This is a genomic window from Pseudomonas sp. GL-B-12, assembly GCF_019955895.1.
Lineage (GTDB): Bacteria > Pseudomonadota > Gammaproteobacteria > Pseudomonadales > Pseudomonadaceae > Aquipseudomonas.
In genome coordinates, this window is the sequence record NZ_JAHBCX010000034.1 from 1 (window position 1) to 22572 (window position 22572).

Genomic DNA, 22572 nt, shown 5'->3' on the forward strand with positions numbered 1-22572 from the left:
CGGTGGAAGCGGCAGTGGTGGAAACAGCGGCAGCGGCCATAGCGGCGACCATGGCAGCAACAGCGGCCATGGCAGTGCCAACAGCGGTTCGAGTCACTCCGGAACGGCCTCGTCCTCAGGACGCAGCGGCACCCATGATGAACCCGGGGATGATCGTGGCGTCCATGCCAATGGCGAACCCGGCGATGACCGTGGCGTCCATGCCAATGGCGAGCCCGGCGATGACCGTGGTGTCCATGCCAATGGCGAGCCCGGCGATGACCGTGGCGTCCATGCCAATGGCGAGCCCGGTGATGACCGTGGCGCCCATGCCGAACCCGGCGATGACAAAAGGACCTGATCCGCGCTGATTCCCATACAACACAAAACCCTGTGGGAGCGGCGGTGCGGCGATCCGACTTGCTCGCTCCCACAATAGATTGTGTGAACCATATCCTTACAACCCACCCTCAGACTGATCCAGTTCCTCGCGCAAGAACTCAACCAGCGCCTGCACCGGCCGCGAACTCTGCCGGTGTTGCGGATAGACCGCCGACAACGTCAGCGGCTCGGGGCGGAAACCCTCCAGCACCTCCACCAGCCGTCCATCCTTCAACGCCGAGCCGACAATGAACGTCGGCAAATACGTGATCCCCAGCCCGGCGATCGCCGCGTCCTTGAGCAATTCACCGTTGTTGACCCGCATCCGCCCGCTGACATTGACGCTCAATGGCTTGCCCTGCCCCGCAAAACGCCATTGCACCTGTCGACCATGGCCGTACGGCAGGCAGTCGTGACCGTGCAAATCTTCAGGCTTGAGCGGTGTGCTGCGTTCGGTCAAGTACGCGGGGCTTGCGCAATACACCCGCTCAATGGAGGCAATCCGCCGGGCAATCAGCGTCGAGTCCTCGAGCGTGCCGATGCGCAGCGCCAGGTCGTAGCCCTCACCAAGCAAATCCACCGGACGATCGCTCAAATCCATCTCCACCGTCACGTCGCGATAGCGCTGCAAAAACACCGGCAACAGGCAGCCCAGATGCGCCAGTGCGAACGACAGCGGTGCACTCACACGAATGGTCCCCCGTGGTTCGGTGGTCTGGCCGGCGATGCCCTGCTCCACTTGTTCGACTTCGCTGAGCAGGCGCAAGGCTGACTCGTAATAGCTCTGCCCCAGCGGTGTGACATCCAGTCGCCGGGTCGAGCGATTGAGCAAGCGCACGCCCAGGCGCTCTTCGAGCTGCATCAAGCGGCGGCTGACAAACTGCTTGGACAGCCCCAGTTGATCGGCGGCCGCCGTGAAGCTGCCGGAGTCCATGACCTGGCAAAAAATACGCATATCTTCGAAGGGGTTCATTGTCACTTCCCGGTTGACAGTCAAACACTTTATAGCCGCTTTTTCCCTTCCAGGCACACCATTAATCTTCGTTCACTGCGCTGAAATCACCTTCCCCGAAGGAGCTGCGATCTGTTTGCCGCAAATATTTAAATGGAGTTTCCCCATGTCCTTGCTCCTTGATCATTTGCTTTCCCTGGGTACCCTGCTGCTGGCCATCGACGCCCTGCTCTGGCACCTCGCGCCATACAAGCATCGCGTCAGCCGGGTCGGTATGCGTCTGGCGCTGTTTGTGCTGTTCAGCGCAGTGCTCATCAACGCCGGCGTCAGCCCGTTGCAGGCGCCATTGTTTGCCGATGATCGCGTGGCGCAACTGGGGGCCACGGCACTGGGGATTCTCTGGTGGCTGTACGCCGCGCGGGTGCTCACCGAAGTGATCGGCCTGGTCCTGATGCGGCGCATCGGCCACAGCGGCCGGCTGTTGCAGGATGTCATCGGCGCACTGGTGTTCCTGATTGCCGTGGTGGCCGCCGCCGGCTACGTGCTGGAGCTGCCGGTGAAAGGTTTGCTGGCGACCTCCGGCGTCGTCGCCATCGTGGTGGGCCTGGCATTGCAGAGCACCTTGAGCGACGTGTTCTCCGGCATCGTGCTCAACACCACCAAGCCGTACCAGGTCGATGACTGGGTCTCCATCGACGGTGTCGAAGGCAAGGTGCTGGACATCGACTGGCGTGCCACCCACCTGCTGACCAGCGCCGGCAGCACGGCGGTGGTTCCGAACTCGGTGGCGGCCAAGGCGAAAATCGTCAACCTCAGCCGCCCGACCAACATGCACGGCGTGTCGATCAGCATTCAGGTGCCCAACCACATCCGTCCGCGTCGGGTGCTCGATGCCCTGGACCGCACCCTTCAGGGCAGCAGCAGTTTGCTGCTCGATCCGGCGCCGAAAGCCGTGCTCAAGGAGGCCGGCGAAACCATGTCCGAATACGTGGCCAGCGGCTTCATCGCCGAATTGGGCAAAAAGGGTGAAGTGCGCAATCAACTGTTCGACCTGGCCCATCGGCACCTCGAAGCGGCCGGCATTTCCCGGCAACCCGATGGCGTGATCGAGCCGTCGACCCGCGCACGGGCCTTACTCGATGAAGTGAAGATCTTCCGTTCCCTGAGCACCGAGGAACGTGATCGCCTGGCTCAGAACATGGTGGCGCAGCAATACGCGGCCGGTGAGGTGGTGCTGGATCTGGAAGAAGTACCGGACAGCCTGTTCGTCATCGCCACCGGCGTGGTCAGCGCCACCGTCCCCGATGGCAGCACGCAGATCGAAGCCGGGCGCATGGGGCCGAGCGAAGTCATGGGCGAACAAAGCATCCTCGCCGACACCCCGTCCCAGGCACGGTTCACCGCCATGACCTCAAGCATCATCTACCGCCTCGACAAATCCCTGACCCGCAGTTGCATGGAGCAACGACGGGAAGTCGACCGGGCATTGAACAAGCTGCAGGCGGTGCGCCAGCAGAACAGCCGGATGGCGTTGATGGCCAAACCGGTGGCGGTCAGGAAAGGTGGGTTTTTGAGTTGGTTGCAGAACCGCTGAAATGGACTGCGCAAAAACTGTGGGAGCGAGCCTGCTCGCGAAGGCGGTGGTTCAGGCAACATCAATGCTGACTGTCATGACGCCTTCGCGGGCAAGCCCGCTCCTACAGGTTATGTGATCAGGTCTTACTTGGCCGTGAACTTCATGTAGCTGTTGATCAGGTTGCGATAGTTCGGCAGGCGCTCGGACAGCAGGTTGGCCAGGCCTTCCATGTCGTTGCGCCAGTCGCCTTGCAGCTCGCAGGCCACGGAGAACCAGTTCAACAGGTGCGCACCGGCAGCCGACATGCGCGCCCAGGCAGCTTGTTGCACGGTGGTGTTGAAGGTGCCGGAAGCGTCGGTCACCACAAACACCTCAAAGCCCTCGGCAATGGCCGACAGGGTCGGGAACGCCACGCACACGTCGGTCACCACACCGGCGATGATCAGTTGCTTGCGACCGGTGGCCTTGATCGCCTTGACGAAGTCTTCGTTGTCCCAGGCGTTGATCTGGCCCGGGCGGGCAATGAACGGCGCGTCCGGGAACTGCGCCTTGAGCTCCGGCACGATCGGGCCGTTCGGACCGCTGTCGAAGCTGGTGGTGAGGATGGTCGGCAGTTTGAAGAACTTGGCGATGTCGCCCAGCGCCAGCACGTTGTTCTTGAACTCGTTGGGCGAGAAATCCTGTACCAGCGAGATCAGACCGGTCTGGTGGTCGACCAGCAATACCACGGCATCGTCTTTGTTCAGGCGTTTGTACGGAACGTTGCTCATTGGAAGCTCCTTGATGGATGGTTGTCGCAGTCAGCGCCGACCTGTTGGGCCGGCGCTTTTTTTGAATGGGTCAGAAGGCAAAACACGAGCAGCCAAAGGCGCCCCAGAAACCGGCGAAATCGCTGACCGGAGCGTTCGACAGGCGCGCTCGTTCATGACTGTGGGAATGCACCGCACACGGGCCGCTGCAATGGTGAACCTGGGCCTGCATCGGCGACGTCGGGCGCCAGTGGCCCGACACCTTCACCACCGGCGACCAGTCCGGCAGAACCGGTACGCTGGCCGGCCCGAGTTTCTCGAAGTCACCGGCGCCGTACACCACCTTGCCGCCGACCACGGTCAACACCGACTCGATCCACTTGATCGCCTCTTCATCGACGCTGAAGAAATCCGCGCTGAGGGCCGCGACGTCGGCCAATTGCCCGACCTTGATCTGGCCCTTCTTGCCTTGCTCCGACGAGAACCAGGCGCTGCCGTGGGTGAACAGTTCCAGCGCCGTCAGGCGTGAAAGGCCTTCGGCGTGCAATTCCATACCACCGACGGTGCGGCCGCTGACCATCCAGTACAGCGAGGTCCATGGGTTGTAGCTCGACACCCGCGTCGCGTCGGTACCGGCGCCGACCGGCACACCTTCGGCTAGCATGCGTTTGATCGGTGGCGTGGCTTCGGCCGCTTTGGCGCCGTAACGCTCGACGAAATACTCGCCCTGGAATGCCATGCGATCCTGAATCGCAATGCCGCCACTCAGCGCCCTCACCCGTTCGATGTTCTGCGGGGTGATGGTTTCGGCGTGGTCGAAAAACCACGGCAAGCCGTTGAACGGAATGTCGCGGTTGACCTTCTCGAACACGTCGAGCATGCGACTGATGGATTCGTTGTAGGTGGCGTGCAAACGGAACGGCCAGCGTTGCTCGACGAGGTGGCGCACCACCGGTTCCAGTTCGGCTTCCATGGTTTGCGGCAGGTCCGGACGCGGTTCGAGGAAGTCTTCGAAGTCCGCCGCCGAGAACACCAGCATTTCCCCGGCGCCGTTGTGCCGCAGGTAATCGTCGCCCTGGTGCAGCTTCACGCTGCCGGTCCAGTTCTTGAAGTCGGTCAACTCTTCCTTGGGCTTCTGGGTGAACAGGTTGTAGGCGATGCGCACGGTCAGTTGCTCGTCCTTCGCCAACTGTTCGATCACCTGGTAATCGTCCGGGTAATTCTGGAAACCGCCGCCGGCATCGATGGCACTGGTCAGGCCCAGGCGATTGAGTTCGCGCATGAACTGCCGGGTCGAGTTGACCTGATACTCCAGCGGCAGCTTCGGCCCCTTGGCCAGGGTCGAGTACAGAATCATCGCGTTGGGCCGCGCCACCAGCATGCCGGTCGGCTCGCCATTGGCGTCACGCACGATCTCGCCACCCGGCGGGTTCGGCGTGTCGCGGGTGTAACCGGCGACGCGCAACGCGGCACGGTTGAGCAAGGCGCGGTCGTACAGGTGCAGCACGAACACCGGCGTGTCTGGCGCGGCCTGGTTGAGCTCCGCCAGGGTCGGCATGCGCTTTTCGGCGAACTGGAATTCGTTCCAGCCACCGACCACCCGCACCCACTGTGGCGTTGGCGTGCGATCAGCCTGATCCTTAAGCATGCGCAAGGCGTCGGCCAGTGACGGCACGCCTTCCCAACGCAGTTCGAGGTTGTAGTTCAGGCCGCCACGGATCAGGTGCAAGTGCGAGTCGTTGAGCCCGGGAATCACGCAGCGACCCTTGAGGTCGATCACCTGGGTGTTCGAGCCACGCAGGGCCATGGCCTGGGCATCGCTGCCCACCACGACAAAACGACCGTCGCTGATCGCCACGGCGCTGGCGAGCGGTTTTTCGCGGTCAACGGTATGAAATTGACCATTGAACAGAATCAGATCGGCGTTCATCACGGTTCCTCATGCAATGTGGAGGGAGACAGCCAGGGCGCGAACAGGCGCGTCGCCATGGGCATGAACAGGTAAACCACCGACAGCACGATGGTCAGAGTGATCAGGAACGTGGCAACCACGTAGTTGGAGAGAAATGCATTGAGCTGAAGCAGCGGCCCCCAGAGCAGCGGCACCAGCAAGGTGTGCGGCAGGATCACCAGCAGCGTCACCACGGCCTGCTTCCAGCGCGGCGGTGGCGTACCTGCCTCGGCCTGGGGTGAGAACCAGAACTCGTTGACCGGATTGACTTCGGTCTGGTCGCCATCGGCCAGCATCGGCGCGGCTTCGTTGACCAGTTCCTGGCGTTGCGGTGAATCGAGCCAGCGCTGCATCGCCTCGGTCGAGCAAAAGCGCAGCACACTGGTGTAGGTGTCGAGGCCGGCGTGCTTGCCGCGCACCACATCCACGCCCAAATGCCCGACGTTCTGCGCGGCCACCTTGACGATGTTGCGCAGCCAGGCTTCATAAGGCACTTCAAAACCGGCCTTGACCCGGTGCTTGACGATCAGGGTCACCACCTCATCAGGCCCCGGACTGGCCGGCTCACGGCGATTGAGTTCAGACATAACGCAAGGCTCCGGCGAAACGGACATTGAGCGCCAGCCGTCCCGGCCCGGCGATAAAAATGCTGGTGAACAGGATCAACAACAGCCAGCCGAACTGGCCTTCGAAGAGGGTCCACTGCGGATGCACGACCAACATCGACACCCACAGCAAAAACAGAATAGGCAAACACGCCAGACGCGCCAGCAACCCGGCGACGATCAGCAGCGGACACACGACCTCGGCGAAAATCGCCAGCACCAGCGTCAGGTTCGCGCCCAGGTGGAAAGGGTCTTCGATGTTTTGCAGCTCGGTACTGTAGTGAAGCAGCTTGGGCAAACCGTGCACCCACAACAGGAACAACCCGCCGCTGACCCGCAGGAACAGCAGCCCCCAGTCTTGCGCCCGATCATCGCGTCGCGAAGCGTCCATGGCCCACCCGCACAAATGAAAAACCACCGGCGTCGATGCGCCGGGACCGGGTTCGATAGTGACGGGACGGGGGGAGGAAAAATTGAATGTACGTGCTCTGTTTGCGGTGTGGACTGAGAACTGCCCATCGACACAGATCCCTGTGGGAGCGAGCTTGCTCGCGATGGCGGCATCACATTCAGCATGGATGTTGACTGACCCACCGCAATCGCGAGCAAGCTCCCACAGGTTTATTTGTTGTTGTTTCTACCGGGTTATTCCTGCGGGTCGAGATTATCCAGCGCGCGATTCACCGCCAGCTCACCGAGCATGATGATCTGCGCAATCCCCAGCAGCGCGTTGCGATGAGGGCTTTGCAGAAATCCCGCAAGGTCACTGGCCATGATGCTGGCCGAGGCCAGGGATTCGCAGGCGTGGGCCAATAGAGTTTCGGTATTGATGTCGGGGTCGATGACAAACATCGTGCTGGGTTTGTGCGATGGAGCCGGATCTTTTGCGGGGTTTAGGTAGTGATCCAGTGCGCGGTCGGCGGCTTCGTGGAGCTTTCTGGAGTCGAGCGAATCGTAGGGGGAAACGTCGTCGGATTGCGGGGGATTCGGGGTTGGTTTGAACATGGCGGAGCTCCTTTATACCTGGTGAAACCACCAAAACCCGTCGCTAAACAAGTAAGGGTGGCAGCTGTACGCAGGTTAGCGAACCGGGAGGTATAAGACCCGGCAGACCCGAAGGCCTCCCGCGCACAGCCACCATGTCGAAAATTGCAAACACACGAATATGTGCAATAGAGACTGGAGCCTTGTTGCGCTTATACCTGGTCGGGTCGCTAAACCCGGCCGCTGAATTTGCAGCGACAGGGAAACGATAAAGACCGGGTACAAGACTCACAAGCCGGCGGATTCTGGCGTAGTTGTAGGCAACGACGCAAGGCGGTGTGGCTTTCAGGAATAGTGGCTGACGGCTTTTAAACAGGGCTGTCAGAACACTGCATATTCCCTGTGAGAGCGAGCCTGCTCGCGAAGGCGGCATCACATCCGGCATTGGTGTTGACTGCTACGCCGCTATCGCGAGCAGGTCGGATCGCCGCACCGTCGCTCCTACAGAAAAGCAAAAGCAGAGCAGCCCACACCACCGCGTCGCTCCTCACCACTCATCAGGCCGAGCGTTAGCTCGCCTGCAGCTTTTGATCTTGATCCACCCGCCCCCTCGGAAGGCTGAGTGGAGGCGTTCATCCGGGGGTGGGCGCGCAGCGCCGTTCGGCGCAGCCGAACACATCGAGAGGAGGTCGAGCGAAGCCGACCGGAGGCGATGCCCTCGGATGAATGCCGGAGCGAAGGAACCCCGAGCCTTAGCGAGGGGCCGTACGTTCGGGGCGAGCGTTTTTTCGCTTCCTTTTTTAGGCGCTTGTAAAAAAGGAAGTCGCCGTAAGGGCGAAACCATAAGCCGCCGTTACCGCAGCAACGGATATGTACACACCCTACAACCCCAGACGAAACTGCTTCGGAGTAATCCCGAACTGCTTACGAAACGCCCGAATAAAATTACTCGGCTGCCGATACCCCAATCGCTCGGCAATCCGCTCAATCGGCTGATCCCCCGCCGTCAACCAGTGCCGCGCCAACTCCAGGCTGTCACTGCGGGTATGCTGCGCCGCCGCAGTCTGCCAGTGCCGCAACATGCTCTGATGCAAAAACCCATTGGCCCCGAGCAAAGGCTCATCGAGACTAGCCGCTGACAGGCTCAAACACGGATGTGCCCCCTCCAGCACCTCGATACCCACGCTACGCAACCACTGCCCGGCAGCCTGTTGCGGAGTCAAGTGGACCGCGACAAACACCTGCGCCGGCGCTCGCCCCAAACGCCGGGCAATGTTACGCACCAACGTCAGGGTCGCCGCATCGAGGCCGAAAAAATGCGGCTGCCGGTCAACACTGCGCAAATGCAAGCGGGCCTGCCCGTCACCCTCCTCCAGTTCCGCCACTACGTAGTTGGTCACCCGTGGCAGGAAATCAGTGAAACACGCCAGGCTCGCGCGCAGGGTCGCGGCGGAGTCCAGCAGAATGTTCAACCCCCGCAATGTGGTGGTCGCCATGCCGTTGACCAGTTCGCAGCCAAACGCCCCCCCCGCGCCCGCACGTTCACATTCACTCCACAGGCGTTCAACCAGGTGCGCGGGCACATGCAGGTCCTGCCCTTCGAGCAACGACAGGCAGATGCCGGCCCGTTGCAACAGTTGGTCCTGACACAGGCCGGACTGCCGGGCATGGCTGAGAATGGTGCGGGTGAAGGCGCTGGAAATGAACAGTTGACGGGTCATGGCACGTTACGGCGAGAAGACAGGCGTGTACTTATGCCAGCCTCTATGCTATCGATCCAATGCATTAAAAGTATCCGCAGAATGCAGGAGACGCATGATGGACCTACGACAACTCCGCCACCTTGTCGCCCTGGCCGATTACCGCAACTTCGGCCGTGCCGCCGAGGCGATCAACCTCAGCCAGCCCGCCTTCAGTCGCAGCATCCAGACCCTGGAGCGCGACCTCGACTGCGCGCTGGTAGAACGCAGCAGCCGCGAATTCCGCCTGACTGGCCAGGGTGAACTGGTGCTGCAACACGCCCGGCGCCTGCTCGCCGGCAGCCAGGCCCTGCACAACGAACTGACGCAATACAACGGCCTGACCGGTGGCGAGTTGCACTTCGGTTGCGGCCCGTACCCGGCCCAGGTGCTGGTACCCGAGGCGCTGGCGGAATTCATCCAGGCTCATCCGGCGATCCGCATCAGCTTCCACCAGGGCGACTGGGAGCAACTGGCGGTCTGGCTTCGCGAACAGCAGATCGAATTCCTCGTGGCCGACGCGCGGTACTTCACCGGTGACCCGCAATATCAGGTGCAACTGCTGCGCCCTCGACGTGGTCGGTTCTTTTGCCGTATCGGTCATCCCTTGGTGCAGCAGCAGAACCTGTCCCTGCGCGCCTTGCTCGACTACGCGGTGGTCGGCACGCGAATACCGCCGATGATCCGCAAGATCCTCGCCGACGTACAGGGCGAGGCGGACTTCAACCCGAGCGTGGAATGCGCGCAATTCGATGCCATCCGCCGCGTGGTGATGCGCTCCGACGCGGTGGGCATCGCCACTGTGGAGGCCTTGGCCGAACTGGTCGACCAGGGTCTGATCCGGCTGCTGGAATTTACCGATGTCCCCAAGGAGGACCCCGGCCTGCAATTGCACTACGGCATCGTCAGCCGCGCCGGCCATTCCCTGACACCGGCCGCGCTGGCGATGGTCGATGCGGTGCTGACGGTCGACCGGCGCTTGCTGGCGTCGAATTAGGTGCATCTGAACTACGCACGCCCCCACAGGGTTTGATGTCACCTCGAAATCACGCACGCCGCGCCAGCGCCTGCAATGCCCGGGGCTCACCAAGGGCACGCAGCAGGCAGTGCATCGCCTCCTCGCGACTGCGCTCGAAGCGATAGCGCGACTCGATGTACAGCGCCAGTTTCAATTCCACCGGTTCGTCCAGGGGCAGCGGCACCTGTTGCAAGCCCAGCACACTGGCGACCCGGCTTGGCAGACTGATGCCGAACGGCTGGCGGTCGGCGATGAGCTTTGCGGCCAGGGTGCTTTGGGTGCTCATCGCCACATTGCGGCGCAGGCCTTTCAAGCCAAGCTGCAAGTCCACCGGGCTGAGCCCGTCACGGCGGCTGGATACCTGAATCTGTGGCTGCTGCAGATAATCCTGCAGGGTGCGCGGCGGTTCCTTGAGTGCGGCGCCATAGGCGAACACGTAATGGTCGGCGGGCAATGCCTGTTTGTGCAGGCCGGCAAGCCCGGCCAGCGGCTGGTCGAGGTCGATCAGGATATCCAGCTTGCCGCTGGCCAGGTCCTGCAAGGCGTCGCGGCGCCGGGGCTGGAAATAACGTACCTGCCAATCGGCGTGGGGCGATTCGAGCAAGGCATCGAGCAGCACCGGTTGCAGGCAATCCAGACAACTGATGCGCAGCAGCGGATTGTTCTGCCGTGCGGCGGGAATCATGCGCAAGCCATCGCGCAACGACTCGAGCGCGGCACGCACGTAGTCGGCCAGACGATGGGCGACCAGTGTCGGCGTCACCCCCAGGCGACTCTTGATGAACAGCGGGTCGCCGCACAGTTCGCGCAGGCGACGCAACGCATTGCTCATGGCCGGTTGCGACAGACACATCACCTCGGCCGCACGGGTGACGCTGCGCTGCTGGTAAATCGCATCGAAGGCGAGCAACAGGTTCAAATCGAGCTGGCGTAAATCAAGCATGGTCTTGCTCCGGCAAATCGCTTAACGTCGGGCAGCCTAACCAGTGTTCCGGAACAAGCTGTGAGCCCTACATGACAAAAAGCGATCAGCCACTGCACGATCGATCAATACCCAATGCGTTCTACGCACCGACCCTGCTGCCGGCCATCGAAGAATTGCTGGCCCGTGGCGTGGACCGGGACAGTATCGAGGGCCTGTTTCGTCGCAGCCTGTTCGAGTTGCGCACGCCATTCATGCGCATTCCGCTGTTCATGTCGCGGCGCTTCTGGGCGTTTGCCCTGGAGCAGAGCGGCGATCCGCTGATCGGCTTGGCGGCCGGTCGGCGTTTCGTTTCCACCGCCACCAATGGCCTGACGTACCTGTTCGACGTGGCCGACTCACTGGACAGCGCCTGCCAGTACTTCGTGCGCTTCTTTCCGTTTTTCAACGGGCACTTCCAGGCACAGATCGTGCGCGGCGACGACAGCGTCGAATTGCACCTGCTCGACCGCGGCAGCGTGAAAACCAGCGCGGCAACCACCGATTACATCCTCATCAGCCTGTGCAGCATGTTGCGGCGCAAATTCCTCGCCAGCGGCCTGGAGCGTGATCCGGTTCTGGGCGTCGGGCTGGCCGGTGTCTGCACGGCCAATCCGCAGGAACATCAACAAGCCTTCCGCGCACCGGTGCAATGGGGGCAGGCGCAGCACTCGATCCGCCTCGATCCACAGCTGTTCGTCATCCCGTTGACGCCGGGCAATCATGAACTGGAACACACGCTGGTCGAGTTGCTGGAGCAGACCCGACGCAACAGCGAACCGACCTTGCTGGAGCAAGTCTGCGACCATTTGATCGGCGACCTCGCCGAGGCCAACTGGCAGCAGTTCTGCACCACCCAGCATTTGCTCGAGCGCACCGCCGCCCGACGCTTGAAGGTGTTGGGCTGGAGCTTTTCAGAATTGCTCGACGAATACCGCCGCTACCGGGCCGAAGACTTTTTGCAGGGGACAGACCTGGAGCTGGTGGAGATTTCCGACCGCCTGGGCTACAGCGATGTGCAAAGCTTCAACCGTGCTTGCCTGCGGTGGCTGGGGTGCGCGCCGGGCTCCTGGCGAACCCGGCAAGGTCGATAAAAAACCACACCAGCGGCCAGGTGATCGTCATCCTGAGCAACCAGCACATTGAATTGACGCCCGTTGCCGCTCACAGGCGGCTGGCTGACAAAGACGGCATCATTGAATTTGCTATGACTCGACAGGCACTGGACCCATAGGTTGTCGGACATTTTTAACACTAGCATTGCGCCATCTTTGCGTAAGAACTGTCGGATTCTGTTAAAAATTGTCATTAATTCGGCGACTCAAACCTGACACAATCAAGCAGCTACAACCCTTGTACTTCAAGGCTTACGACCGCTTGTCACTTTCTTGAGATTTTCGCCAAACAGCCAAAGTCGGAGGGGAAACCCAATAGTGGTGCGACTTTGATGGCAATAGCCCCCACATTTGGGGGTATCTCGCCTCTTTTACATGCCGGTTTGCTTACACGGTTTGCCTAGGCTGGTCTATACCCCTTTTGACAGTCTTATTTCGCAACTCTCCACCGTTTTACGAGGCACGCTAATATGGACGTGAGCGTATTTGGTACGGGCTATGTTGGCCTGATACAAGCAGTTGCGCTGGCCGATGTCGGACATCGCGTCCTGTGTGTCGACATCGATCCGAACAAGATCCGGCAACTGCAACAGGCCGTGCCTCCGATCAGTGAGCCGGGGCTTTCCGGCACCCTTGAAGAAAACATCAAGGCCGGTCGCCTGCTCTTCACCACCCAGGCCAGCGATGCGGTAGAGCACGCCGAGCTGATCTTCATCGCCGTCGGTACGCCCGCCGACGAAGACGGTTCGGCCGACCTCAGCCATGTGCTGAACGTGGCTCGGCAGATTGCCGGCTTCATGGAGGCCGACCGCACCCTCATCATCAAGTCCACGGTGCCGGTCGGCACGGCGGACCAGGTCAGTGCCACCGCCTTTGAAGAGTTGCAGCGCCGCGGCAAAGGTTCGCTGAAGGTACGGGTGGTGTCCAACCCGGAGTTTCTCAAGGAAGGCAGTGCCCTGGCCGATTGCATGCGCCCGGACCGGATCATCGTCGGCACCGGTGACGATGAAGCCCGCAGCCAGATGAGCGAGCTCTACGCGCCGTTCTGCCGCAACCACGACAAATTGATGTTCATGGACAACCGCAGCGCCGAGCTGACCAAGTACGCGGCGAACGCGATGCTGGCCACGCGCATCAGTTTCATGAACGAACTGGCCAACCTCACCGAATTGTTGGGCGCGGACATCGAGGCGGTGCGCAAAGGCATCGGTTCGGACCCGCGCATCGGTTACCACTTCATCTACCCCGGCTGCGGCTTCGGCGGTTCCTGCTTCCCCAAGGACCTGCGCGCCCTGTTGCACACCGCCGAACACGCCGGAATGCCCCTGAAATTGCTGCGTAGCGTGACCGACGTCAACGACCACCAGCGGCATATCCTGTTCAGCAAACTCAAGGCGCAATTTCCCGGTGGACTGGCCGGCAAGTCCATCGCCGTGTGGGGCCTGGCGTTCAAACCCAACACCGATGACATGCGCGAAGCACCGAGCCGTTACCTGATGGAGGCACTCTGGGCCGAAGGTGCGAGCGTGCATGCCTACGACCCGGAAGCCATGTCCGAATGCCGGCGCATTTACGGTTACCGCGACGACCTGCATCTGTGCGCCACCCGCGATGACACACTCGAAGACGCCGATGCCCTGGTGATCTGCACCGAGTGGAAGAACTTCCGCGTGGTCGACTTCGACAGGCTGGCGAGCAAACTGCGTAATCGGGTGATCGTGGACGGGCGCAATCTCTACAGCCCGGAACAGGTGGCGGCCGCCGGCCTCCACTACAGCGGCATTGGCTTGCGCCACATCGTGCCCGAGGCCGTCCATCCATGAACACTCTCGTCACCGGAGCGACCGGTTTTATGGGTGCCCGATGAGGGACTGGGGCGCTTCGTTGCCTGGTTCCGCACTGACTACTGACTGCGTCGCCCATGCCGCACACGGCTGAACTCTGCGGGGAATTTATGTCTGAACACGAAAAAAGTGTGCCACTTAGCAATATGCGCAGGGACAAGCGCCTGGACCCCGAGCAACGCAAGCGCATGGATGCCGCCATCCACATGCAGGGTTGTGGCTGGATAACCGGTCGCGAAGGTGGCCGGCCGTGGACCCTGTCGCGCACCAACCGCGTCCTGGCCTGCTTCGGCGCGCTGCTGGTCCTGGTGCTGATTTCCCCGGTGCTGCTGGGGCTGGCGCTGGCCGTCAAATTCACCAGCCCGGGGCCGGTGATGTTCGTGCAGAAACGCACCGGCTACCGCGGCCGCATGTTCGGCATGTACAAATTCCGCACCATGGTCGTCAACGCCGAGGAGCTCAAGGAGTCCCTGCGGCACCTGAACAAGCACGGCGCCGACGCCATCGATTTCAAGATCGACAAGGATCCGCGCATCACCGGTATCGGCAGTTTCCTGCGGCGCACCAGTCTCGACGAGCTGCCGAACCTGTTCAACGTGGTGACCGGCGACATGCGCCTGGTAGGCCCCAGGCCGACTTCGTTCAACGCCTACCGCTACAAGGACAAGCACCTCGCGCGCCTGAGCATCTACCCCGGCATGACCGGCCTGTGGCAAATCTCCGGGCGCAGCAATATCGACTTCGACCAGCGCGTTGAATTGGACCTCACCTACATCGCCCAGCAGAGCCTGCTGCTTGATTTGAAGATTCTGTTGAAAACCCCGTTCAAAGTTTTCAGCGGCCACGGAGCAAGTTAAATGGACGGTTCAACGGCTAAAAGCCTCAGCATTGCCAGCCCGAGCGAGTCCAACCTGACATCAACCGTACTCGACCAGAACCTGCGGATCCTTTTACTGACCGCCGCCAACCCCGGCGCGGGCACCACCACCAGCGCCCTGGCGCTGGCCAGTCAACTGGCGAAGATGAGCAGCGGCCTGGTGCTGCTGGTGGATGCCAGCCAGTCGGCGACCAACCTTACGCAACAGTTGGGGCTGAGCAAGGAACGGGGGTTTCGCGACTTGATGTTCAACACCCAGAGCCCGCCCTTGTTGCAGGACTGCGTGGTGGACGTCTCCAGCCTGCCCTTTCACGTTCTGCCATTCGGCCGATACTTCCGTGGCAATGAACACCTGACACCCGAACTCCTGAGCCCGCTGCTCGATCAACTCGGCATCCGCTACCGCTTCGTGGTGATCGACGGCGACGCGGTGTATTCGGCCTCCGACACCCTGGTCATCAGCACCCAGGTGGACGGCGTGGTCCTGGTCGTGCGCGCGGAAGACACTCGCTGGGAAGTGGCCCAGGCCGCGGCCCAGCGCTTGAGCCAGGCGGGAGCGAAGCTGGTCGGCAGCGTGTTCAACCGACGCAAGTACTACATGCCCGAATGGCTGTACAAAAACCTGTGAGCAGTCAGACAAGGATGACGCCATGAACGCCAAGATGCTTGTCCTGCTGTTGCTACCCCTTGCAGGTTGCTCCAGCACTTCCTCCGACGAATCACAAAGCATGCCGGTGCAAATCCTCACGGCCCCACCGGCCAACGCCCAGGCCACTGACGTGCCCAAGGTCGAGCAGACCCTGCGCCCACAGGATGTGCTAGACGTGATCTTCCACATCAGCACTAGTGGCTCGGCCGCCTATCGCGTGCAGTCCGGGGACACGATCGCGCTGAACTTCACCGCCGCCAGCCAGTTCAACGGCAACCAGTTGGTGCTGCCCGATGGCACCATCGAACTGCCGGGGGCCCACACCACGGTGAAAATCGAGGGCCTGACCCGCGATGAAGCACGGGACGCGATTCAGCGCGCCTACGATCGCAAACAGCTGTTCCAGCCCAACCGCAATCAGCTGTCAGTGATGGTGGTGAACCCGCTGGCCAATGAATGGAACCTCAAGTCCGTGCTCAACCACCCCGCCACCGGCATGAGCCGGGAAATCACCGTGGGCACCGACGGCTACGCCAGCTTCCCGGAAATCGGTGCCGTGCCGCTGCAAGGCATGACCGTCAACCAACTGGAGGCCTACCTCAACAAACGCTATGCCACCCTGCCGGGGCGCATGACCGTGGACGTGCTGCTCAAGTCCACCGCCGGCAACGAAATCTATGTACTGGGTGAAGTCGGCCAGCCGGGCTCCTACCCGATCCGCCGCCCGGTGTCGGTGCTCGAAGCCCTGACCATGGCCCGCGGTTCCAACGCCAAGGCACGCCTGGACTCGGTGATGATCATGCGGCGCAACGGCAACCAAGTGGTCGCGCATCGTTACGACGTGGAAAAAGCCTTGTCCGGCGACGCCACCCAGATCGCCTACCTGCAAGCGGACGACATGCTGTACGTGCCCAAGACCAAACTGGCCAGCGCCGGTGAGCTCGCGCGGCAACTGGCGGACGTCGTGTTGTTCCAGGGCATGGGCCTCAGCTTCAGCTACCGCGTCGACAACAAAGACGACAGCAGCAACTAACTCTCAGGTACCCACATGAATCCAAAGGAAAACTACCTGCATGAGTTCTTCAGGATCTTCTTCGCCAACAAGCAGCTGGTGAAGCGAGTCTTCCTGATCTTTGCCGTGATCGCCGTGGTCTTGCCGCTGTTGCTCAAGCAGAGTTTCGATATCACCGCCCAGGTGATCGTGCAGTCCAAGAAAATCTCCCAGGGGGATGCCACCAGCACCCTCACTCAGGAAAACGCTTCCTTCATCCCGCCGTCGCTGGCCGACATGGAGACCGAGAGCAATATCCTGCGTTCGCCGGCCTTGATCCGCCAGACCATCAGCGAGTTGCGCGAAAAGGGTGAGTACACGCAGCCCGTGAGCGCCTTCAACAAACTGCTGGTGCAGCCGCTCAAACGGTTTGTGATCAATCCCGTTCGCGAACACGTGATCAACCCGGTTCGCAGCCTGCTCGGGCTGCAGACCGATCCGGTACGCGACACCCTGCTCGATGCCCTCACGCAACAAGCGTCCGCTGCCCTCAAGGTTGAAACCTTGCCGGGCTCCAACGTGATCTCGATCGTCTACCACTTCCCTGACCCGGCCCAGGGCACCCGATTCGTCACTGCCCTGCTGCAAAACTACCTGGTCACCCGCCAGGAAATGCAATCGATCGACCTGCCGCAGAGTTTCTACGAGACCAAGAAATTGCAGTACCAGGTGCGTCTCGATGGCCTGGAAGCCAATCGCCTGGCCTTGCTCGAAAGCATCGGTTCGTCCGACCCCAAGGAAGAAATCACATTCCGCCTCAACGCGATCAACACCGAGGAGCAGGCACTCAACCTGTATCAGGACCGACTGCTGCAAAGCCAGCGCTGGCTCGATTACCTGAAAGCCAGCCTGGCGACCGCCAACAATGCCAGATTCAACGACTACACCTTCCCCTACACCTTCACCACCACGGTCGACAGCGTCGCGTTCGAAGACCGCGAGATCAAGCAACTGGGTGAGCGACTGACGACCCTGGTCAGCCGCTACATGGACGACCTGGCGGTCTTGCAGCCTGGCAGTGATCCGATGCAAATGGCCCGCGAGCAAATCATCCGGGCCCGTGGGCAATTCCTGAAGATCGTCAGCAACCGGATTCAGGAGCGCACCAGCGACCTGGTGACGATCAGCTCGGTCATCGACCAGAAAAACGCGCGCATTGCCGAGTTCAAGAATCGCATCCATCAATTGCAGGAAACCCGTAGCAAGCTGCGGCAGATGGACACCGAGATCAACGCGCTGCACAAGGCGTTCGCCACCTATGCCCAGCGCTTCGCTGAAAGCAGCACCGCGCGCGCACTGGACAACGACCTGTCCAACGCACGGATACTCAGCCCGCCGTTCGAACCGACCGAAGCGGCGTTCCCCAAGCCGATGCTGATCATTCCGTTCGGGCTGTTCACCGGTTTGCTGCTGGCGATTGCCCTGGTCTATGTGCGTGAATTCTTCGACCACCGCTTCAAGCACCCTGCGCAAATCACCCATGAACTGGGCTTGCCGGTGCTGCTGGTGATCAATGATCACAGCACCCAGCCGAACAACCCGCACAAGAACTGGAGCGTACCGGCCCTCGTGCATTGGGTGCGCAATTGAACGCGCCGCTCGGCACCGCCCACGACCTGCCGATCATTCATTTGCTCAGCAGCGGCGGCTTCTATGGCGCCGAGCGGATGCTGCTGGATCATTGCCTGGCGACGCCGGGGCAGCACCAGGTGCTGTTTCTCGATGCGCCGCCAGAGCTGATCACGCGATTTCGCCAGGCCGGTGTCGATTGCCTCGGCTGTGCAGGCCTGGGCGCATTGCTTGGGCATTTGCGCCAGCGACGGGACCGGCGGCCACTGATCAATACGCACAACTTCAAGGGCCTGTTGTTCGGCTGGCTCGGCGCCACGCTGTTGCGCCTGCCACTGGTGATCACCCAGCACGGCTTCACCCCGCGCAGTCGCAAGCAGAAGTTCTACACCTGGCTGAGCCTGCAATTGTGCCGCACAGCCTCGGTGAACCGGGTGGTGTGTGTCGCCGAAAGCATTGCGGCGCTGCACCGTCAGGCCAATGTGCGCACGGACAAGTTGCAGGTAATCCCCAACGGCCTGCCGGAGGCCGACGACTTGCTGCCGCACAGTGGCGAGCGACAACGCTGGCTGGCTGGCTACGTCGGGCGCCTGAGCAGCGAAAAAGGCCCTGACCTGTTTCTCGATGCGCTGATCCCGTTGTGTCAGCAGTACCCGCAACTGGACGCGGTGATGCTCGGCGACGGGCCGGAGCGCGAAAGCCTGCAGGCGCGGATCGACGAGGCAGGCTTGCAGGCGCGCATCACATTACCGGGTTACCAGACCGACATGCGCACCTGGTGGCGACAACTCGATGCGCTGGTGATCAGTTCGCGCACCGAAGGCACGCCCATGATTCTGCTCGAAGCGATGCAGGCCGGGGTGCCGGTGGTGGCCTTCGGCGTCGGCGGGATTCCCGATGTTTTGCAGGACCGCCACAACGGCCTGCTCGCCGCGCCCACCGACAGCACCGCCCTCGCCCGCCAGATCGGCGCGCTGCTGGGTGACCCGGCCCTGGCCGGCGAGTTGATCGACAACGCAAAACGTACGCAACGGGACCGCTACGACCTCAAGGCCCTGGCCGAACGCTGGTCGCAGCTTTACATCCGCACTGCACGGGAGGCACGTGCGTGATTGTTCCGCTCTCGATCGTCAGTTTGCTCGGCCTGGTCTGCCTCGGATTGCTGGCCAGCCCCTATCCGTATCTGGCGCCGGGAGCGGTGCTGGGCCTGGTGGGTGTCGCGGTGCTGTACCGCAAGCCTGCCTGGGGCCTGCTGGGGATTGTCGCCATCCTGCCTTTCGAGGGGCTGTTCAAGGACAGCGCGCTGTCGGGCTCCAAGTTCCTCGGGGCTTCGCTGGCGCTGATCCTGATGCTGCAACTGGCGATTCACCAACTGCCGTCCGAGCGCCTGCGCAGCAATATCTGGCGTTTCCTGGTCGGGTTCATGGTGCTGTACCTGCTGAGCCTGTTGAACACCGACGACATGGGCTTCTCCCTGGGCCACCTGCGCGAATTGAGCGTTGGCCTGATTCTGTTTGTCATCACCCTGCTGGTCGGACGTGAGTTGAACCTCGACATGTTCGCCAAACTGGTTGCCGTCAGTGTCGCGATGACCTGCGCCATGGCGATGTTCTCTGCCAAATACCAGGACGAAGGCCGTGCGTCCGGCATGCTCAATGACCCGAACGAATTTGCCCTGATGATCGCCTTCGCCGTGCCCATGGCGCTGTTGCTGGTGGTCCGCAGCCCGAACCGGTTGCACCGGTTGTTCTGGGGGGCCTGTGCCCTCGTGCTGCTGGCCGGCATGACCAAGACTGAATCCCGTTCGGGGCTGGTGGTGTTGCTCCTCAGCCTGTTGATCGGCACGTGGCACTATCGCGCGCAGTTACCACATATTCGTCCACGCCACCTGGGCTTTGCCATGCTCGGCCTGACGATTGTGATTACGCTTGGGCTCTATGCGATGCCGGCAAGTTACGTGGCGCGCATCCAGTCGCTGAGCATCCTCAGCTCTGGGGCCAAGAGTCAGGACGCGTCCCTGGGCCGTCGCGCCTCCTACATTGTGGTCGGCAGCGCCATGATCGCCGAGAACCCCTTGCTCGGCACCGGCCCCGGCACGTTCCCGCTGCACTACGCCACCACCGGTTATGCCAAGACCTTTTCCGTCAGCGGCAAGACCGACGACCTGTACCGCCGCGCCCACAACACCTACCTGGAAATCTTCAGTGAACTGGGGATTCCCGCCGGCCTGATGTTCGTCGGCATGCTGGCCCTGGGGTTGTACAACCTGATTCGCGCCCGCCGGGCCTGGCTGTTGCGAGGAGACGGGCATCAGGCCGATCTGATGACCCACCTGAGCATGAGCTTTCTGTCGTTGACGTTGTTCCTGATGTTCCTCAGCGCGCCGAACCATAAGTATCTGTGGATCATGCTCGCGTTGACCGGCGTGCTGCGCACGAAAGCCGAAGAAGCCCCGCTGAAAGAGGTCAAGGCATGAATTGCATCAGCATCATCATTCCAATGTACAACGAGGAGCAGCACATCGCCCGGACCCTGCTCGCGGCACGACATGCCGCCGAGGCGGCCAACGTCGAATGCGAGTTGATCGTGCTCGACAACGGCTCCGACGACCAGGGCCCGGACATTGCCCGGCAGTTCGGCGCCCAGGTTCTGGTCCTGCCCGGCCTGCTCATCGGCGCATTACGCAATCGCGGAGCGGCGATTGCCAGTGGTGAATGGCTGGCCTTTATCGATGCCGACGTCGAGATGCCCGAGAACTGGCTCAAGCTGTTGTTCGACCTCGAGTCCGGCGGCCAGGCCGATGTCATCGGCCTGGACCTGCACACCCCGGCCGAAGCGCCGTGGTACGCCGACGCCTGGCAGCGCCGCACCTTGCGCCCCGATACGCAGCCGCTGCATGTCGCGCAATGGCTGCCCACTTGCAACCTGCTGATGCGCCGTCGCTGGTTCGACAAGGTCGGTGGTTTCAATGAACAACTGCGCACCGGCGAGGACAAGGAACTGACCATGCGCCTGGTCGACGCCGGTGCCAAGCTGCTCTCGGTCAACCAAAGCGTGGCGCTGCATTGGGGTTACGAATGCAGTTGGCGGGAGTGGATGGGCAAGGAACTGTGGCGCCAGGGCAGTCATCTGCAACTGCTGCGCACCCATGGCCCGAGCCTGCGGTTGCTGCGCTTTCCGCTGCTGTCGATTGCCGCCTGGGTGATCGATTTCATGGCTATTTCCGCCCTGTTCGACGGTTTCCCCCATCATTCGTTGCTGATGCTGCTGCTGACCGTCCTGCCCGCCCTGGCACTGAGCCTGCGTCAGAGTGCCAGGCACCGCGACCCGCTCCTGACCCTGCAACTCTGGGGCCTGCACTGGGTGCGCCTGCACCTGGCGGGCGCCGGGTTCATCCTCAGCCTTTGTCATTGGAATGCCAGGAGGCCCGCCCGTGGCTGAATTCATTTACTGGTTGTGCCTGTTGCTACCGGTTTACGCCTACCTCGGCTACCCCCTGTTGCTGACCTTGCTGGCGCCGTTTTACCCGGCACCGCGCCACGGACCGGCCCAACCGATGGACGTAAGCATCGTGATTGCCGCGCACAACGAAGCGCGGCATATCGAAGAAAAACTGCGCACTGTGCTGGCCCAGGATTATCAGGCCCGCTCGCTGCACATTATCCTCGCCAGTGACGGCTCGACCGACGACACCGTGGCCTGTGCACACAAGATCAATGACCCGCGCATCACCGTGCTCGACCTGCCCCGCCAGGGCAAGGCGGCGACGCTCAATGCCGGGGTCGCGATCAGCAGCGGCGCGATCCTGGTGTTCACCGACGCCGACAACCAATGGTCCACCGACACCCTCGGCCATTTGCTCGCGCCGCTCAACGACCCGCAGGTCGGTGGCTGCGCCGGGCATATGGTGATCCCGGTGACCGGCAAGGGGTTGAGCGTGGGCGACAGCCTGTATCGGCATTACGAAGGCTGGCTGCGCTACGTGGAAAATCGCACCGGCTGCATGGTCTCCGCCGATGGCGCATTGCTCGCCCTGCGCCGCGAGTTGTTCCAGAGCGTGCCGGCGGAGGTCAACGACGATTTCTTTATCAGCACCTGCGCGCCGGTGGCGTTCAAGCGGATTGTCTACGTGCCCCAGGCCCGGGTAATCGACCAGGGTGTGGACGAAGCCGACAAGCAATTCCGTCGCCGTCAGCGGGTCACGGTGGGTGGCTTGCAAAGCCTGGCCCAGCGCCGGGAGCTGCTTAATCCGCGGACCCATGGCCTGTATGCGATTGCGTTGATCAGCCACAAGCTGATCCGGCGTCTGGCGCCGATCCTGTTGCTGCCATTGCTGCTGAGCAACTTCTGGCTGTGGGAGGATCACGGTTTTTATCGCCTGAGCCTGATCGCTCAACTGCTCGGTTACACGGCGGCCATTGCCGGCCTGCTGGATTCGCAACACCGCTTGCCCAAACCCTTTCGCCTCGCCGCCTTCCTCCTGGTGACCCTTGCCGGGATGAGCATCGGCCTGTGGCAGTTCCTGCGCGGTCAGCGTTACGCCCAATGGAACCCCGAGCAAAATCGATGAGA

20 protein-coding genes and 1 pseudogene are annotated in these 22572 nt (G+C 61.9%); 13 read left to right on the plus strand and 8 right to left on the minus strand.

The window, feature by feature from the left end:
* Positions 1 to 340 (plus strand): annotated as a pseudogene (locus KGA85_RS19470) (hypothetical protein); the annotation flags it as partial.
* A gap of 96 nt (positions 341 to 436) precedes the next feature.
* Here KGA85_RS19470 and KGA85_RS19475 read toward each other — a convergent pair.
* Positions 437 to 1333, minus strand: coding sequence for a LysR family transcriptional regulator (locus KGA85_RS19475; RefSeq protein ID WP_223460042.1), 897 nt, complete (start codon positions 1331 to 1333; stop codon positions 437 to 439).
* A 145-nt stretch (positions 1334 to 1478) separates the two neighbouring features.
* On the opposite strand from KGA85_RS19475, the gene KGA85_RS19480 reads away from it, so the two are divergent.
* Positions 1479 to 2906 (plus strand): mechanosensitive ion channel family protein, encoded by a 1428-nt coding sequence (locus KGA85_RS19480; RefSeq protein WP_223537895.1) that lies wholly within the window; start codon positions 1479 to 1481, stop codon positions 2904 to 2906.
* A gap of 125 nt (positions 2907 to 3031) precedes the next feature.
* On the opposite strand, the gene ycaC is transcribed toward KGA85_RS19480, so the two are convergent.
* The 6 genes from ycaC to KGA85_RS19510 form a co-directional block, all read right to left on the minus strand.
* A complete protein-coding gene (gene ycaC, locus KGA85_RS19485) occupies positions 3032 to 3658 on the minus strand; it encodes an isochorismate family cysteine hydrolase YcaC (protein WP_007977200.1) in 627 nt (208 codons plus the stop codon).
* 70 nt (positions 3659 to 3728) lie between these two features.
* Positions 3729 to 5567, minus strand: coding sequence for an amidohydrolase (locus KGA85_RS19490; RefSeq protein WP_223460046.1), 1839 nt, complete (start codon positions 5565 to 5567; stop codon positions 3729 to 3731).
* Positions 5567 to 6175 (minus strand): antibiotic biosynthesis monooxygenase, encoded by a 609-nt coding sequence (locus tag KGA85_RS19495; protein WP_223533764.1) that lies wholly within the window; start codon positions 6173 to 6175, stop codon positions 5567 to 5569. Before KGA85_RS19495 ends, KGA85_RS19490 begins: the two co-directional genes overlap by 1 nt.
* Entirely contained in the window at positions 6168 to 6584 is a 417-nt protein-coding gene (locus KGA85_RS19500; protein WP_223533765.1) for a DoxX family protein, read from the minus strand. The genes KGA85_RS19495 and KGA85_RS19500 overlap by 8 nt, the downstream gene beginning before the upstream one ends.
* Positions 6585 to 6838: 254 nt before the next feature.
* Positions 6839 to 7198, minus strand: a complete 360-nt coding sequence (locus KGA85_RS19505; RefSeq protein ID WP_223537898.1) for a DUF6124 family protein — start codon at positions 7196 to 7198, stop codon at positions 6839 to 6841.
* 860 nt (positions 7199 to 8058) lie between these two features.
* Positions 8059 to 8898: an AraC family transcriptional regulator gene (locus KGA85_RS19510; protein WP_223543318.1), complete on the minus strand. Its 840-nt coding sequence runs from the start codon at positions 8896 to 8898 to the stop codon at positions 8059 to 8061.
* Between the two features lie 94 nt (positions 8899 to 8992).
* Here KGA85_RS19510 and KGA85_RS19515 point away from each other — a divergent pair, with 94 nt between their 5' ends.
* Positions 8993 to 9913 carry a LysR family transcriptional regulator gene (locus KGA85_RS19515; protein ID WP_223543319.1) on the plus strand — a complete coding sequence of 307 codons (921 nt, stop codon included), beginning with the start codon at positions 8993 to 8995 and terminating at the stop codon, positions 9911 to 9913.
* A 49-nt stretch (positions 9914 to 9962) separates the two neighbouring features.
* Here KGA85_RS19515 and KGA85_RS19520 read toward each other — a convergent pair whose 3' ends face one another.
* Positions 9963 to 10877, minus strand: coding sequence for a LysR family transcriptional regulator (locus tag KGA85_RS19520; RefSeq protein WP_223537905.1), 915 nt, complete (start codon positions 10875 to 10877; stop codon positions 9963 to 9965).
* 71 nt (positions 10878 to 10948) lie between these two features.
* Between KGA85_RS19520 and KGA85_RS19525 the strand changes: the two genes are divergently transcribed.
* From KGA85_RS19525 to KGA85_RS19570, 10 genes are all read left to right on the plus strand, one after another.
* On the plus strand, positions 10949 to 11989 hold the full coding sequence (locus KGA85_RS19525; RefSeq protein ID WP_223537909.1) for an AraC family transcriptional regulator: 1041 nt from the start codon (positions 10949 to 10951) through the stop codon (positions 11987 to 11989).
* 491 nt (positions 11990 to 12480) lie between these two features.
* Positions 12481 to 13833 (plus strand): UDP-glucose dehydrogenase family protein, encoded by a 1353-nt coding sequence (locus tag KGA85_RS19530; RefSeq protein WP_223460060.1) that lies wholly within the window; start codon positions 12481 to 12483, stop codon positions 13831 to 13833.
* A gap of 131 nt (positions 13834 to 13964) precedes the next feature.
* Positions 13965 to 14711, plus strand: coding sequence for a sugar transferase (locus tag KGA85_RS19535; protein ID WP_223460062.1), 747 nt, complete (start codon positions 13965 to 13967; stop codon positions 14709 to 14711).
* Complete coding sequence (locus KGA85_RS19540) at positions 14712 to 15359, plus strand: CpsD/CapB family tyrosine-protein kinase (RefSeq protein WP_223460064.1); 648 nt, start codon at positions 14712 to 14714, stop codon at positions 15357 to 15359.
* A gap of 22 nt (positions 15360 to 15381) precedes the next feature.
* Positions 15382 to 16413, plus strand: a complete 1032-nt coding sequence (locus KGA85_RS19545) for a polysaccharide biosynthesis/export family protein (RefSeq protein WP_223460066.1) — start codon at positions 15382 to 15384, stop codon at positions 16411 to 16413.
* A 15-nt stretch (positions 16414 to 16428) separates the two neighbouring features.
* Entirely contained in the window at positions 16429 to 18021 is a 1593-nt protein-coding gene (locus KGA85_RS19550) for a GumC family protein (protein WP_223533768.1), read from the plus strand.
* Positions 18018 to 19112, plus strand: coding sequence for a glycosyltransferase family 4 protein (locus tag KGA85_RS19555; RefSeq protein WP_223533769.1), 1095 nt, complete (start codon positions 18018 to 18020; stop codon positions 19110 to 19112). The genes KGA85_RS19550 and KGA85_RS19555 overlap by 4 nt, the downstream gene beginning before the upstream one ends.
* Positions 19109 to 20476, plus strand: a complete 1368-nt coding sequence (locus KGA85_RS19560; RefSeq protein ID WP_223460071.1) for an O-antigen ligase family protein — start codon at positions 19109 to 19111, stop codon at positions 20474 to 20476. The genes KGA85_RS19555 and KGA85_RS19560 overlap by 4 nt, the downstream gene beginning before the upstream one ends.
* Complete coding sequence (locus tag KGA85_RS19565; protein WP_223460072.1) at positions 20473 to 21441, plus strand: glycosyltransferase; 969 nt, start codon at positions 20473 to 20475, stop codon at positions 21439 to 21441. The genes KGA85_RS19560 and KGA85_RS19565 overlap by 4 nt, the downstream gene beginning before the upstream one ends.
* Entirely contained in the window at positions 21434 to 22570 is a 1137-nt protein-coding gene (locus KGA85_RS19570) for a glycosyltransferase (protein WP_223533771.1), read from the plus strand. Before KGA85_RS19565 ends, KGA85_RS19570 begins: the two co-directional genes overlap by 8 nt.
* Positions 22571 to 22572 lie beyond the last annotated feature (2 nt).

Bases quoted from the DNA above. Each gene is read 5' to 3' on its own strand.
- KGA85_RS19565 (WP_223460072.1), top strand. From the start codon at position 20,473: ATGAATTGCATCAGCATCATCATTCCAATGTACAACGAGGAGCAGCAC.
- KGA85_RS19480 (WP_223537895.1), top strand. From the start codon at position 1,479: ATGTCCTTGCTCCTTGATCATTTGCTTTCCCTGGGTACCCTGCTGCTG.
- KGA85_RS19530 (WP_223460060.1), top strand. From the start codon at position 12,481: ATGGACGTGAGCGTATTTGGTACGGGCTATGTTGGCCTGATACAAGCA.
- KGA85_RS19515 (WP_223543319.1), top strand. From the start codon at position 8,993: ATGATGGACCTACGACAACTCCGCCACCTTGTCGCCCTGGCCGATTAC.
- KGA85_RS19510 (WP_223543318.1), bottom strand. From the start codon at position 8,898: ATGACCCGTCAACTGTTCATTTCCAGCGCCTTCACCCGCACCATTCTC.
- KGA85_RS19500 (WP_223533765.1), bottom strand. From the start codon at position 6,584: ATGGACGCTTCGCGACGCGATGATCGGGCGCAAGACTGGGGGCTGCTG.
- KGA85_RS19535 (WP_223460062.1), top strand. From the start codon at position 13,965: ATGTCTGAACACGAAAAAAGTGTGCCACTTAGCAATATGCGCAGGGAC.
- KGA85_RS19495 (WP_223533764.1), bottom strand. From the start codon at position 6,175: ATGTCTGAACTCAATCGCCGTGAGCCGGCCAGTCCGGGGCCTGATGAG.
- KGA85_RS19490 (WP_223460046.1), bottom strand. From the start codon at position 5,567: ATGAACGCCGATCTGATTCTGTTCAATGGTCAATTTCATACCGTTGAC.
- KGA85_RS19550 (WP_223533768.1), top strand. From the start codon at position 16,429: ATGAATCCAAAGGAAAACTACCTGCATGAGTTCTTCAGGATCTTCTTC.
- KGA85_RS19475 (WP_223460042.1), bottom strand. From the start codon at position 1,333: ATGAACCCCTTCGAAGATATGCGTATTTTTTGCCAGGTCATGGACTCC.
- KGA85_RS19505 (WP_223537898.1), bottom strand. From the start codon at position 7,198: ATGTTCAAACCAACCCCGAATCCCCCGCAATCCGACGACGTTTCCCCC.
- KGA85_RS19545 (WP_223460066.1), top strand. From the start codon at position 15,382: ATGAACGCCAAGATGCTTGTCCTGCTGTTGCTACCCCTTGCAGGTTGC.
- KGA85_RS19525 (WP_223537909.1), top strand. From the start codon at position 10,949: ATGACAAAAAGCGATCAGCCACTGCACGATCGATCAATACCCAATGCG.
- KGA85_RS19540 (WP_223460064.1), top strand. From the start codon at position 14,712: ATGGACGGTTCAACGGCTAAAAGCCTCAGCATTGCCAGCCCGAGCGAG.
- ycaC (WP_007977200.1), bottom strand. From the start codon at position 3,658: ATGAGCAACGTTCCGTACAAACGCCTGAACAAAGACGATGCCGTGGTA.
- KGA85_RS19520 (WP_223537905.1), bottom strand. From the start codon at position 10,877: ATGCTTGATTTACGCCAGCTCGATTTGAACCTGTTGCTCGCCTTCGAT.